Annotated in this window: 16 protein-coding genes; 10 read left to right on the forward strand and 6 right to left on the reverse strand. The window is 43.9% G+C overall.

Annotation, left to right across the window (positions count from 1 at the left end):
• Positions 1-3: 3 nt before the first annotated feature.
• The 6 genes from panB (at position 4) to K5609_RS18205 (ending at position 4702) form a co-directional block, all read left to right on the forward strand.
• Positions 4-798, forward strand: coding sequence for a 3-methyl-2-oxobutanoate hydroxymethyltransferase (gene panB / locus K5609_RS18180; RefSeq protein ID WP_016403583.1), 795 nt, complete (start codon positions 4-6; stop codon positions 796-798).
• Complete coding sequence (gene panC / locus K5609_RS18185; RefSeq protein WP_221074869.1) at positions 798-1646, forward strand: pantoate--beta-alanine ligase; 849 nt, start codon at positions 798-800, stop codon at positions 1644-1646. Before panB ends, panC begins: the two co-directional genes overlap by 1 nt.
• 27 nt (positions 1647-1673) lie before the next feature.
• Positions 1674-2054 carry an aspartate 1-decarboxylase gene (panD, locus tag K5609_RS18190; protein WP_016403581.1) on the forward strand — a complete coding sequence of 127 codons (381 nt, stop codon included), beginning with the start codon at positions 1674-1676 and terminating at the stop codon, positions 2052-2054.
• 240 nt (positions 2055-2294) lie between these two features.
• The gene (locus K5609_RS18195; protein ID WP_221074870.1) at positions 2295-2744 is read left to right on the forward strand and encodes a hypothetical protein; all 450 of its coding nucleotides are present in this window, start codon (positions 2295-2297) and stop codon (positions 2742-2744) included.
• Between the two features lie 28 nt (positions 2745-2772).
• Positions 2773-3864, forward strand: a complete 1092-nt coding sequence (locus K5609_RS18200) for a methyl-accepting chemotaxis protein (RefSeq protein ID WP_152785938.1) — start codon at positions 2773-2775, stop codon at positions 3862-3864.
• A 1-nt stretch (position 3865) separates the two neighbouring features.
• Entirely contained in the window at positions 3866-4702 is an 837-nt protein-coding gene (locus tag K5609_RS18205) for a nitrate- and nitrite sensing domain-containing protein (RefSeq protein ID WP_221074871.1), read from the forward strand.
• Here K5609_RS18205 and trmB read toward each other — a convergent pair whose 3' ends face one another.
• The 4 genes from trmB to hpt are packed head-to-tail and all read right to left on the reverse strand — an operon-like array spanning position 4703 to position 7639.
• Complete coding sequence (gene trmB / locus K5609_RS18210) at positions 4703-5365, reverse strand: tRNA (guanine(46)-N(7))-methyltransferase TrmB (RefSeq protein ID WP_221074872.1); 663 nt, start codon at positions 5363-5365, stop codon at positions 4703-4705.
• Positions 5365-6138, reverse strand: coding sequence for an ABC transporter permease (locus K5609_RS18215; protein ID WP_221074873.1), 774 nt, complete (start codon positions 6136-6138; stop codon positions 5365-5367). The genes trmB and K5609_RS18215 overlap by 1 nt, the downstream gene beginning before the upstream one ends.
• Positions 6135-7052, reverse strand: a complete 918-nt coding sequence (locus tag K5609_RS18220; protein WP_016403575.1) for an ABC transporter ATP-binding protein — start codon at positions 7050-7052, stop codon at positions 6135-6137. Before K5609_RS18220 ends, K5609_RS18215 begins: the two co-directional genes overlap by 4 nt.
• Before the next feature lie 56 nt (positions 7053-7108).
• Positions 7109-7639: a hypoxanthine phosphoribosyltransferase gene (gene hpt / locus K5609_RS18225; RefSeq protein ID WP_221074874.1), complete on the reverse strand. Its 531-nt coding sequence runs from the start codon at positions 7637-7639 to the stop codon at positions 7109-7111.
• 291 nt (positions 7640-7930) lie between these two features.
• Between hpt and K5609_RS18230 the strand changes: the two genes are divergently transcribed.
• Complete coding sequence (locus K5609_RS18230; protein WP_221074875.1) at positions 7931-8548, forward strand: TetR/AcrR family transcriptional regulator; 618 nt, start codon at positions 7931-7933, stop codon at positions 8546-8548.
• A 26-nt stretch (positions 8549-8574) separates the two neighbouring features.
• Here the strand turns inward: K5609_RS18230 and mpl are convergent, their stop codons facing one another.
• The gene (mpl, locus tag K5609_RS18235; protein WP_221074876.1) at positions 8575-9924 is read right to left on the reverse strand and encodes a UDP-N-acetylmuramate:L-alanyl-gamma-D-glutamyl-meso-diaminopimelate ligase; all 1350 of its coding nucleotides are present in this window, start codon (positions 9922-9924) and stop codon (positions 8575-8577) included.
• 67 nt (positions 9925-9991) lie between these two features.
• The gene (locus tag K5609_RS18240; protein ID WP_221074877.1) at positions 9992-10324 is read right to left on the reverse strand and encodes a hypothetical protein; all 333 of its coding nucleotides are present in this window, start codon (positions 10322-10324) and stop codon (positions 9992-9994) included.
• Positions 10325-10373: 49 nt separating this feature from the next.
• Between K5609_RS18240 and K5609_RS18245 the strand changes: the two genes are divergently transcribed.
• The 3 genes from K5609_RS18245 (at position 10374) to K5609_RS18255 (ending at position 12235) form a co-directional block, all read left to right on the forward strand.
• Positions 10374-10613, forward strand: a complete 240-nt coding sequence (locus K5609_RS18245) for a Kazal-type serine protease inhibitor family protein (RefSeq protein ID WP_221074878.1) — start codon at positions 10374-10376, stop codon at positions 10611-10613.
• Between the two features lie 81 nt (positions 10614-10694).
• The gene (locus K5609_RS18250; protein ID WP_221074879.1) at positions 10695-11615 is read left to right on the forward strand and encodes a hypothetical protein; all 921 of its coding nucleotides are present in this window, start codon (positions 10695-10697) and stop codon (positions 11613-11615) included.
• 77 nt (positions 11616-11692) lie between these two features.
• Entirely contained in the window at positions 11693-12235 is a 543-nt protein-coding gene (locus K5609_RS18255; RefSeq protein WP_221074880.1) for a YtfJ family protein, read from the forward strand.
• The last annotated feature ends 233 nt before the right edge of the window (positions 12236-12468 follow it).

Here is a 12468-nt window from a genome sequence, read left to right on the forward strand (position 1 = left end):
ACTATGAGCAGATTTACAGTTTCTCACTTACAAAAGTTTAAACAAAACAACGAGAAATTCTCCTGTATCACCGCTTACGATGCGAGCTTTGCAGCATTGTTTGATGAGTTAGGCATGCATATGCTGTTAATTGGTGATTCACTAGGCATGGTGCTGCAAGGTCACAAAGATACCTTGGCAGTAAGCATTGATGATATTGCCTACCATACTCGCTGTGTTGCTCGTGGCACCGAAAAAACAATGATCGTAGCCGACATGCCTTTTATGTCTTACGCCACTCCAGAGCAAACTTACCAAAACGCCGCCAAGCTTATGCAAGCCGGTGCGCAAATGGTAAAAGTAGAAGGTGGAGAATGGTTAAGCCCTACCATTAAAGGCTTGGTCGAGCGCGGCGTTCCAGTATGTGGTCACCTTGGTTTAACGCCTCAATCAGTGCATTTGTTTGGTGGTTATAAAGTTCAAGGACGTGGCGAGCAACAAGCTCAAGAGATGTTGCAGCATGCTAAGCAACTAGAAGCAGCCGGTGTTCAATTGTTGGTATTAGAATGTATTCCCACTGAACTCGCTAAACTCATCACGGAAGCCTTAAGCATTCCGGTAATTGGCATTGGCGCAGGTAACGTAACCGATGGCCAAATCCTCGTAATGCATGATGCTTTTGGCATTAGCAAAGGCCACATTCCTAAGTTTTCTAAAAACTTCTTAGCTGAAACCGGCGATATTCGCGGTGCAATTAGTCTCTATTTAGAGCAAGTTGCTTCAGGTGAGTTCCCAGGTGAAGCGCAGAGTTTCAGTTAATGCTTAAAGTTGTAGAACAGCCGAGTGAATTACGCTCGGCCCTAGATGCCGCACGCCTAAAAGGTCGAAAAATTGGCTTTGTTCCCACCATGGGCAATCTGCATGCTGGCCACATTGCGCTGGTTAAGGAAGCCCAAAAAAGCTGCGATGTAGTGGTGGTGTCTATTTTTGTTAATCCGCTGCAATTTAACAACAGTAGTGATTTAGCCAACTACCCTCGCACCCTAGAACAAGATATTACGGCGCTAAATCAAGCCGGTGCTGATTTTGTATTTACCCCTAGTGCTGAAGAGCTTTACCCAAATGGTTTGGAAGCAGAGACTAAAGTAACAGTGCCTGTTCTTTCAGACATTCTGGAAGGCGAATTACGTCCTGGTCATTTTGACGGCGTCTCGACTGTGGTTTGTAAACTGTTTAATCTCGTGCAGCCACATTTGGCAGTATTTGGCGAAAAAGATTATCAGCAGCTCGCTCTTATTCGCAAGATGACTACAGACCTGTTACTGCCAATTGAAATTATTGGCCTTGCTACGGTAAGAGAAGCGAGTGGTTTAGCCATGAGCTCTCGCAACAACCGCTTAAGTGCCGAGCAACTGCAAACCGCGCCACTATTAGCAAAAGAGATGAGGAACATCGCATCACAGCTAAGCCACAGCAATCAAGCTGAACTTAGCAAAGCAGCCCAACAAACGCTGGAAAACAACGGATTTAAGTGCGACGGTATCGATATCGTAGACGCCGAAAGCCTAAGCCCCCTATCCCCCCAATCTCGCTCTGCTGTTATTCTAATGGCCGCCTTCCTCGGAGAAGTAAGGCTAATAGATAACTGCGTGATTGAACTACACTAATTTCGTCGATTAAAAGAGAGAACGTCAATGCAAACCACTATGCTAAAAGGCAAACTTCACCAAGCACGCGTAACCCATGCAGAGCTCAACTATGAAGGCTCTTGTGCTATCGACCAGGATGTTTTGGATCAAGCAGGTATTCTCGAATACGAGAAAATTGATATCTATAATATTGAGAATGGCGAGCGTTTTTCTACTTACGCAATCTCTGGTGAACGCGGCTCAAAAATCATCTCAGTAAATGGCGCAGCAGCACGTCGCGCAGCCGTGGGCGACCGAGTCATTATTTGTGCTTATGTTGGTATGAGCAACGAAGAAGCTAAGTCTCATAAACCTTCTTTGGTTTACCTAAACGAGAACAACGATATCGTTAGAACCAGCAAAGATATTCCAGTTCAATTAGCTTAGCACCAAAGCTGTGCAGGCTTTAAAATGGCGCACCATCTACGTGCGCCATTTTTGTACCTTTTGTCATAAAACAGCAAATAAACCCTTACATTTAACCTCATTGCAACACCACCAAAATATCTCTCCAACAATAAAATCAAAACTAGCGATAAGTTTGCCTTATTAAGGACTTACGAAAGCTTTGGTTTGTTTTTTGCTGTAAAGAACTAAAGATTAAAGTTTGTAGCGCAGGGAGCGGTCGTGCTAAGTATTTATCTGGTATTGCTGGTGTTATTTGTCTTAGCATTAATACCTATTCCATCAATAGTATCAAGCCATCGTCGAGCTGATAATCAACAACAGATTGAACATACACAACTGCTTCAATCGCTCAATCATATGACAAGAAGACATTGGCGCATGCAGGCTCAGAAGCTCTCAGACCCACTGTTTTCTCCAGCGGAGCTAGACGGTACCAAAGAGCAAATAGAAGAAATAATGGTGTTACTACAAGCTCAAAACAACTACCGCTACTGCGCCAAGGTTGAACAGATTGTATTGTATTGGCAAGCGCTTGCTCACTGTCAAAACCTAAGCCAACTGCGCCACTATCATCAGCAAATATTACAACTCACCCAACTGGCCACCAGCGACTCTTTTAAACAAAACACTCAAAAGGGAACAGTCTTTGCTTTGACTCCTAATAAGTAAATATGCGAATACGTATAAAGGAGTTTAAATGCGTAGTGCAGCCACTATTTTTTATAGCTTTCTGTTTGGTTTTTTAGTGCTTATAGGATTGAGCATTATTGACCTACAACAGCAGCAAAGCCTCGCTAACCTCGCTTTAGTCTGTTTAAGCTTGTGTTTAAGTGGCCTCACCTTAAGTGTGCTCAAACTGTTAATGCAACAAATTGAGCAGCCAGACAAGGTACATAGCAAAGGCTTAGCCAGCTACCTATTCCAAGATACTCGCCACCAGCAACTCGAACTGCTAAGAGAACAGCAACGCCGAGTATTAGAACAGCAAGATGCCTTAGACGAAATCAGTCACTGCTCAAAAGAACTGTCATTACAGGCTCAGTCGGTGGCCTCTGGCGCCGTTCAGCAAGCAGATGCTAGCCAAGCCTCTGCCAGCGCAGTGGTAGAAATGAGTGAAAGCATTAAAGATGTTGCCGAGCAAGTTAAGCTGGTGGCAGAAGCCAGCTTTGAAGCCAAACGCTTCTCTGAGCTGGGCCAAGAGGCCGCCTTAGTCGCTCAGCAGGGTACCGAAAAAATGGTGGCTAAAGGTGAAGTTAGCCTTGAGAAGGTCACCCAATTACACCAAAAATCGAACACCGTAAGCAGCATTTCAAAAACCATTGAAGAAATAGCCGAACAAACTAATTTATTGGCACTTAACGCCTCCATCGAAGCCGCTCGTGCAGGTGAGCATGGTCGCGGCTTTGCCATTGTAGCTAATGAAGTTAGAAACCTTGCTAACCGCAGTCATCAATCTGCCAACGAAATCAGCGACAGTATGCGTGAAGTACAACGCAACATTAATGAAGTGCTCGAGCACATCACTCAACTAACCACCCAAGCTCAAGAGATTCAAGACACTGTGGATAATTCACGCCAGCAACTTAAGCTGATTTACACCAAAAACCAAGAGCTTCAAGCCCAAACAGAAATGATAGCGAGCAACAGTGAACAACAACACGCGGCAACTATCGAGCTTTCTGCTCACATCAACCAAGTAGCAGACTCCGCCCGAGAGAACACCGCCAGTGCCGAGCAAAGCGCCGACATTGCCAAACACCTTAGCGTGTTAAGTCAGCAAGGAGCGTAATATGAATACTAGCGTTATTATTGCCACTAGCGTAATTAGCCTACTGCTAATATCAATTGCTATCTCTTGGTTATTAGCCAAGCGCCGTACTCAGCAGCAGTACGCTGGCCTTGCAGCCTTAAAGCTACTAAAAAACCTAGTGGTATCGCTGCAAAAACATCGCGGCCTAAGTTGTGCCATTCTAAATGGCGACCAACAGCAATCTGCCGCATTAAATGCGCAACAAAAGCAAATTGTAAGCGCTCACCTCAGTTTAAGCGAAGACAGCTTTGTATCGCGCCAAGCTCGCTGGGATAGCTTTAATCAACACTGGCCAAGGCTACAGCAAAATTGGCCAAGCAATAACTTAGAAAACAATATTGCTCAACACAGTTTGATGATCAAAAACTTGCTGTTTTTGTCACAAGACCTAGCCAGTTTTTACTGCTTATCTAGCCTAAGCAAGCAACATAAAAACATCGACTTTTTGTGGTTTGAACTGTTGGAAACAGCTGAATCAATTGGTCAAGTAAGGGCGCTAGGCAGCGGTTTGGCAGCCGCCAAACAAAGCAGCAGTGTTGAGCGGATCCGTTTGGCCTTCTTGCACAACAAAATTGCCCAAATTGATTCGCAATCACTCAACCATTTTGCTCACAGCTTTATTCCCAATGACCCGGCTTATCAGCCCTTGTTGGAACAGCTACTTGATACCATAGAGGTCGAGTTGATCAACAAACCTCAGCCGACTATTTCGGTGAATGAGTATTTTCAGCAGGCGAGTAAAGTACTGGAAGGGCTATACCAACTATTTGATGCTGGAATAGCCCATTTGGAAGCGCAACAACACGCTAAGCATTAGCTAAGCTAAGTGGCTACGCAGCTGCCAAAGTTGCTGGCCACTGTTTTGATACTTACGTTCAAAAGCAGTAATTGGTGTATCGGTTTTAAAGCTATTTAGCTGGCTTGAATGGCCAGCTAATTCTAGCGCTACTTGAAACTCTTCCAAGTAAGTTTGCCAGTTACTGCGCAGTTCGAGTTGCCCACCAAGCTTAAGCAAATAAGGGAACACGGCACTACCGTGCCAACGACGCTGCAAGTGTCGCGACTTTGGCCAAGGATTCGGGTACAAGATGTAATGATGACTAGGCTGCCACCCAGCTTCCACGGCCAAACGCCAAAAATCGTTTAAATCCACTTGCAATAACAAGTAGTTTTGCCCCGCTTGGTCAAAATGCGCCTGGTGCTTAGTTAAACGGTGGGCCGATTTGTCCATACCAATGACCAGCGCATCTGGATGCAGCTCAGCTAAGGCCGCGGTGCTAACACCTGTGCCACAGCAAGAATCAAACACTAGAGGTCGCGCCGCCACCTCTACCTGCTTTTCTAACTGCAAAAATGCTTCTAGAGTATGCTGGCGATAAGGCTTTTTGAACTCTTCATCAAGGTGGCGCTGTACCACCTTGTTTAAGTTTTCGTGAATACCTTGCTGGTTAGAGCTAACGCTACGAGAGTTGCCTTCCATTACGCTCTCAACCCATAACCACGTTTGATTAAGATATACGCCCAAGCATACAAAATGGCAATGAAGCCCAAGATCATGCTAAATGATAAATACAGCGATACATCGCTTATGCCCAAGAAGCCAAACCGAAAGGCGTTAACCATGTAAACAATCGGGTTGATTTGGGAGACCCCTTGCCAAAACTCAGGCAGTAAACTAATTGAATAGAATACTCCTCCCAAGTAAGTAAGTGGCGTTAAGATAAAGGTAGGGATTATGCTAATGTCATCAAAGGTGTTGGCGTAAATCGCGTTAATAAGCCCACCTAATGCAAACAATATTGAGGTTAACAACACCGTGAGCATAATCGCGACAACGCTGTGTAACTGCAGAGGAACAAAGAATAGCGATACCATTGTTACAATAAAGCCAACACATAAGCCGCGAGCAACACCACCACCAACAAAACCAAAAATAATGATGTAGTTAGGCACTGGGGCTACCAGTAACTCTTCGATGTTTCGCTGAAACTTACAGCTAAAAAACGAAGACGCTACATTAGAGTATGAGTTGGTAATCACCGACATCATAATCAAACCTGGAACAATAAATTCCATGTAGCTATAGCCACCCATTTGGCCAATTCGCGAACCAATCAGGTTACCAAAAATAACAAAATACAGGCTCATGGTAATGGCAGGCGGTACCAAGGTTTGCACCCAAATGCGCCCAAAGCGAATGATCTCTTTGCTTAAAATGCTTTTTAGTGCCGTGCCGTACAATGCGAGCTTCATGCTTGCCTCCCTTGAGCCACTAGGGTCACAAACAATTCTTCTAAACGGTTGGCTTTATTGCGCATGCTATGAACCACCACCCCGGTTTCATCCAGCAAGCGAAACACCGCATTTAAGCCTTGGCTTTTTTCTACATCAACTTCCAAGGTGTGGTCGTCAACTAAGCGTGACTCAAAACCCGCTAGCTCCACTGCTTGCTGGCGGCTTTCAATATCAAAAATAAAGGTTTCTAGGTTTAACTTCGAGAGAAGCTGCTTCATTGAAGTGTTTTCTACCAGTTCACCCTTATCAATAATACCGATATTGCGGCACAGCATTTCAGCTTCTTCTAAGTAGTGAGTAGTTAAAATAATGGTTATGCCTTGGCTATTAAGCTGTTTTAAGAAGTCCCACATTGAACGACGTAACTCTATGTCTACCCCAGCGGTAGGCTCATCCAAGATAAGCAACTTTGGCTCATGCATTAAAGCACGCGCAATCATCAATCGGCGCTTCATGCCACCGGATAATTCGCGCGCTCGAGCATTGCGCTTTTCCCACAAATCCAATTGGGCGAGGTACTTTTCTGCGCGCTGCATAGCAAGAGGCCGCGGCACGCCATAGTAACCTGCTTGATTCACCACAATTTGCAACACTGTTTCAAATTGGTTGAAGTTAAACTCTTGGGGAACAAGGCCAACATAAGACTTGGCCGCTTCCAAATCGGTATCAATGTCATGCCCAAAAATCTTAACCGAGCCAGCAGACTTATTTACCAAAGAGGTAATCACCCCAATCGAGGTCGACTTACCCGCTCCATTTGGGCCTAACAACGCAAAGAAATCACCTTGCTCAACTACCAAATCGAAGCCTTTTACCGCTTGCACCCCACCGGGGTAGGTTTTCTTCAAACCTTGAATCGCTAACGCCTGCATAATCACAACTTAAATTAACAATAAAAATGGGCCCTTAGGGCCCAATGATTAACCACTTAGTCTAGCGGTATCACTTTGCCCACATAGGGTAGATTGCGGTAGTACTGGTCAAAATCAAGGCCATAACCAATTACAAATTCGTCAGGAATACTAAAACCAGCCCAATCAACCGGTACTTCAACTTCGCGACGTGAGGGCTTATCCAACAAAGTACAAATAGATACACTGTGCGGTTCACGCAGCGACAACATCTCTCTTACTTTACTTAAGGTATTACCTGTATCGATGATATCTTCAACAATGATCACGTCACAGCCTTTAATATCATCATCTAAATCTTTTAGTACACGAACATCTCGGGTACTTACCATACTACTGCCATAGCTGGATACCGTCATGAAATCGAGCGTTAAGCTACGATCAATTTTACGCGCCAAATCAGACAGAAAAATGCAAGAGCCACGCAATAAGCCAACCAGTACCAATTTACGGTCAGAAGAGAACTTTTGTTCAATCTCTTTACCTATTTCTGCTACTCGTTGAGCAATTTCCTGCTCGCTGATCATTTCTTCTACGCGATGTTTCATAATGTCGACCTATCAATTGGCTGAGTATCTCAGCAAAAACTTACCTAGCATGAATGAGAAAAGAAAAACAAATATACGAATTATCAATAAATTAACAAACAAATTATTAGTTGTTTATATCAATAGCTATTAATTAGCTTGTAAATACACTATGATTTAATTGAAAGGCATTCGCATGTCGTCAGTTCTTTTTCACTGAACGACACATTTTAGATGATTTTTATCCGAAATGGTAAACAAGAAATGCCTCATAAAAAATAATAAATGAAATAACAAACGCGAGAACAAACTATGCAAACTAGCACCTTAAGACGCCGTACCCGGCTGTCGCCGGAAGTTCGCCGTAAGCAGCTCATGCAATGCGCTGTTGAAATCTTTGCCCGTCGTGGTATTGGTCGTGCAGGTCACGCCGAAATCGCTGAATTAGCAAACGTATCGGTAGCAACCGTATTTAACTACTTTAATACCCGCGAAGACCTCGTTGATGCTGTTCTATCAGAGGTAGAACAAACCATGTTAGGTCTGGTTGAACAAACTTACCCTACTGACGAAAATGCGATTGCTGCCATTCAGCATCACTTGTCAGCTTTGGTAGAACTTGCTTACAGCAACTCAGATGTAACTCACATTTGGCTAGAGTGGAGCTCTTCAGTACGTGAAGACGTATGGCCACGCTTTAGCGCTGTAATGGCTAAAATCAACCAACAAATTGGTGAAAGCATTCAATCTGGCTTCGATAGCCAAGAAATCAGTAGCGCACTTAATGCTTTACAAGCTGCTCAAGCGGTTAACGCAGGATTGTACCTAGCTGTACAAATGATTAATCGACCTGACAGCCCAGAGCGCCAAGAAGTTGTAGATTTCTTGAATGACTTTGTATTGTCACTACTACGCCCACCGGGTAAGTAAGTAGCAAGGGCCCTAAGGGCCCTTTTTTAATGCTTAATTACCTCGCTAAGCTTAGCGTGTATTCCTTCAAACCCACCGTTACTCATTACCAATACTTGGTCGCCTTCAGTTAATACTTCAGCCACCAGCTCAACAATGTCATTAACACTAGTTGCTACCTGAGCATGCTTAAGCTTTGCGGCGGTATTGGCAATATATTGGTTATTTTCATCCGGCTGATACAGAAAGACCATGTCGGCCACCTGTAAACTTTCAGCCAAGCGCTCTTGATGCACACCCATTTTCATGGTGTTGGAACGCGCTTCAAGAATAGCAATAATCCTCTGCTTGCCAACTTGAGCGCGTAATCCATCGAGGGTACTGCCAATTGCACTGGGGTGGTGGGCAAAATCGTCAAATAAACGCGTACCATTATTCTCAGCGAGCAACTCTAGGCGTCGTTTTGGCGGTAAGAATTTCTGCAAACTGTTAATGGCAAGGCTAGGCAAAACCCCAACATGACGAGCTGCGGCTATTGCCATTAAGGCGTTCTCAGCATTGTGCTGACCAATTAAATCCCAACTTAAAATACCTTGGGGTTGACCATTTAATACTATATCCAGCTCGCTACAATCACTTTTATTAGCGTGCCACTGCCACGCTTCACCCTTTCCAGTTTGCTCCAGATCAGACCAACAACCTTGCTTAATAACCTGCTGAATTGCTTCATTATTTTTTGGCGCGATAACTCGGCCAGAAGCTGGCACTATTCTCATTAAGTGATGAAACTGCTTTTGAATTGCAGCCAAGTCGTCAAATATGTCTGCATGATCATATTCTAAATTGTTCAAAACTAAAGTTCGTGGTTGGTAGTGAACAAACTTAGAACGTTTATCGAAAAAGGCACTGTCATACTCGTCAGCTTCAACCACAAAAAACGGCGTATCACCTAAACGAGCAGAGCCAGAAAAATTACGTGGAACACCACCAATAAGGTAACCGGGTGACATATCGTTATCTTCCAATATCCACGCTAGCATACTCGCGGTAGTGGTTTTCCCATGTGTTCCTGCCACTGCCAATACCCATTTCTCGGGCAAGATATACTGTTTAAGCCACTCAGGACCAGAGCAGTATTTAAGGCCTTTATCGAGCACATATTCTACACAGGGATTACCACGACTCATGGCATTACCTATCACCACTAAATCGGGCGCTGGATCTAATTGTGATGGGTCGTAGCCTTTGATTAGCTCAATTCCTAAAGACTCCAATTGCGTGCTCATTGGCGGGTATACATTTAAGTCACTACCCGTTACACGCATGCCCGACTCGCGCGCGAGCATTGCCAATCCACCCATAAAAGTGCCACAAATACCTAAAATATGAATATGCATAAATAAAACATGTTTGAAAGCAAAAACCAGCGCTTAGAATAGCACTTAACGCCACAAATTATTGAAGCTAATGTGTATTTCTGCGAGAGGTTTCAGGGTCAGGGATATGAATATACAACTGTTGTTGCTGATAACGATAAGGTCGATACCAGTTTAAGCCACATTGATAGTCGCCCACTGCAGTAAAAACACAGCCTACCGGCAACTCTCTTAGCCATTGAAGCTGGGCTTCACTGCGCATTTGCTCCTGCCACATATGTTGCTCGAGTAATTCTTTTTTTAACTCAAAGGCATCAACTTTATTTGGGTCTGAACTTTTTTGTACAATAATCGGCCCAGCAACAGCCGAAAAAGCCAATAGAAACATAGTAATAAAAGCGCATTTTAGTCGACGTTTCATAAGTTGATCATCTACAATCTAAAGCCTTTAAAAGTTTAGGTGATTGCTCATGATTAAGCACGTTGTTATCGCATTTTTTTCATTAATTCTAATAGCCTGTAGCCAAGCCCCAGAGTCTACGCTCAAAGCGGATGGAAGCTGTGAGGAGCCTCGCCCACAGGTTTGTACCATGGAATACGATCCAGTTTGCGGCGAAGTAAACGGTGAGTTGAAAGAATATGGCAATGCTTGCTCAGCCTGTGGTGATCCAGAGTTAAGCACTTACCAAAAAGGCACCTGCCCAGAGTAACAAATCGTTAACAAAATTTAGCAAACTCGCCAATCAGTGCTATTTACTTAAGGTATAGCTAATTAGCACTGAGAGGCGATTATGAGTCGAACTGTTGCACTAGGCATGCTTCTATTAAGCGCCTTACTTTATAGTAATCAGTCTCTTAGCATTACCGCCAATCAGCAAATCAATGACAATTCATTTTATGGTGAATGGCAATGGTCAGACACTCAAGGTCAGTTTCAACAACTCAAACTGCAATTTTCTGAAGATTTAGTTCATCAGTCAGAAGTTGAAACCTTTCGACTCAGTTACAGCCTAACTTACCCCTCCCAAGCCATTAGTGCTTATCTAGGCCCGCGCTTGGAACATGCTGTGGCAATGATAAATCAATATGTAGACGACCCCGAAACCCGTTTAGATGACATCCTCCAAGCGCTGCGCTCTGACAGCGACAGCCCTTCTTCAAAAATGCTGTGGGATGCCTATGAACAATACACTCACGATGCTTTTCGCCACCTAGGTCTACTGCCATGCCTGCACCCACAAGGTGCTCAGTATCCCTGTGTTCGGCCAAATTATTCGCAATTGTTTTATCAAAACCGTGACCGTGTGAATCCAATTGTTGAGCACTTCACCCAGCAGGGAGATTTAAATCGCTCTCTAGCAGAGGCTCAAGCTTGGTTGCTTACTATCCCCAGCAAACAGGAGAACAATTACAGCTTTACTACTCCGGTTGATGTATTAAAAGACAACCGAGCCGATAGCGATGAACGCGCCTTATTACTCGCGCTAGTATTAAGCGAACTGGCTCCTAACTATCCACTGTACATGGTGTATCCCGCCGACAGTGTTGGAAGCGCCTCGCCCGCTTGGCTAACCATTGATGCCAACAGTGGCATTGAAGGGCCAACGATAATTATTGGTGATAGTGCCCACACCCTTGTTTCAGGCTCTTCAGAACTGATAAAAGAGATGCTGCTCGCAGAAGTGCAATTGATCAGTGATGCTCTCTATTAAAGATTGTTGATTTTTTGTTATAAATGTTTCACACAGGTCTGACCTGAAAAACTCAGCCAAATATAAGGGATCATCACGTGAAACATCTATTACTACTTTTAATTCTACTACCAGCATGGGCTATGGCGCTTAATATAAACACTGGCGGCAATCTACCAAGCATTGACATTAACAACGCTGGCGAATTGCAGCTCGCTGGTGATGACATTAGTTACAGCGCCTGGAACACTCAGCAATTAAATGGCAAGGTAAGGCTGATTCAAGCAATGGCTGGCCGAACCAGCGCCAAAGAGCTAAATGCGCCGATGATCGAAGCGGTAAAACAAGCCAAGCTTAGCGATGATGTATACCAGACGGTGACAATCGTTAACCTAGATGACGCTATTTTTGGTACCTCGGGATTTGTTAAAAATAAACTCAAAAAGAACAAAAAAACCTTTCCACAAGCCAGCTTTGTTTTGGATAAAGAAGGTGAGCTATTTGAGCTTTGGAAAATCAAAGCGAAGTCTTCAGCAATCATTTTACTCGATGCTGGAGGAACTGTATTATTTGCCAAGGATGGCGAGTTGAATCAGCAAGAAATCGAGCAGGTGATAGGATTAATCAAGGCTAATATCTAAACAACATGCCGGCAAATTGAATAGGCGTAAGCTATTTACGCCTATTCAAACATGGTCATTAGCACCAACAAGCTAAGCACATAAGCGCTCATTAACACGGTTAGTACTTTATGTCGTTTAGTCCATACGGTAAGGTTTTTTAACACAACCACCCCCCTTTTTTCACCAGTTAACCTAAATTTAACACTTTTAACAATGAATGCAAACTTGCTTTATTAATGAATCCTCAGTAA

It is taken from the genome of Agarivorans aestuarii, from assembly GCF_019670125.1.
Taxonomy (GTDB): Bacteria; Pseudomonadota; Gammaproteobacteria; order Enterobacterales; family Celerinatantimonadaceae; genus Agarivorans; species Agarivorans aestuarii.

Excerpts from the sequence above, each read along its gene's own strand:
- panB (WP_016403583.1), top strand. The coding sequence starts at position 4 with ATGAGCAGATTTACAGTTTCTCACTTACAAAAGTTTAAACAAAACAAC.
- panC (WP_221074869.1), top strand. The coding sequence starts at position 798 with ATGCTTAAAGTTGTAGAACAGCCGAGTGAATTACGCTCGGCCCTAGAT.
- panD (WP_016403581.1), top strand. The coding sequence starts at position 1,674 with ATGCAAACCACTATGCTAAAAGGCAAACTTCACCAAGCACGCGTAACC.
- K5609_RS18200 (WP_152785938.1), top strand. The coding sequence starts at position 2,773 with ATGCGTAGTGCAGCCACTATTTTTTATAGCTTTCTGTTTGGTTTTTTA.
- K5609_RS18205 (WP_221074871.1), top strand. The coding sequence starts at position 3,866 with ATGAATACTAGCGTTATTATTGCCACTAGCGTAATTAGCCTACTGCTA.
- trmB (WP_221074872.1), bottom strand. The coding sequence starts at position 5,365 with ATGGAAGGCAACTCTCGTAGCGTTAGCTCTAACCAGCAAGGTATTCAC.
- K5609_RS18215 (WP_221074873.1), bottom strand. The coding sequence starts at position 6,138 with ATGAAGCTCGCATTGTACGGCACGGCACTAAAAAGCATTTTAAGCAAA.
- K5609_RS18220 (WP_016403575.1), bottom strand. The coding sequence starts at position 7,052 with ATGCAGGCGTTAGCGATTCAAGGTTTGAAGAAAACCTACCCCGGTGGG.
- hpt (WP_221074874.1), bottom strand. The coding sequence starts at position 7,639 with ATGAAACATCGCGTAGAAGAAATGATCAGCGAGCAGGAAATTGCTCAA.
- K5609_RS18230 (WP_221074875.1), top strand. The coding sequence starts at position 7,931 with ATGCAAACTAGCACCTTAAGACGCCGTACCCGGCTGTCGCCGGAAGTT.
- mpl (WP_221074876.1), bottom strand. The coding sequence starts at position 9,924 with ATGCATATTCATATTTTAGGTATTTGTGGCACTTTTATGGGTGGATTG.
- K5609_RS18240 (WP_221074877.1), bottom strand. The coding sequence starts at position 10,324 with ATGAAACGTCGACTAAAATGCGCTTTTATTACTATGTTTCTATTGGCT.
- K5609_RS18245 (WP_221074878.1), top strand. The coding sequence starts at position 10,374 with ATGATTAAGCACGTTGTTATCGCATTTTTTTCATTAATTCTAATAGCC.
- K5609_RS18250 (WP_221074879.1), top strand. The coding sequence starts at position 10,695 with ATGAGTCGAACTGTTGCACTAGGCATGCTTCTATTAAGCGCCTTACTT.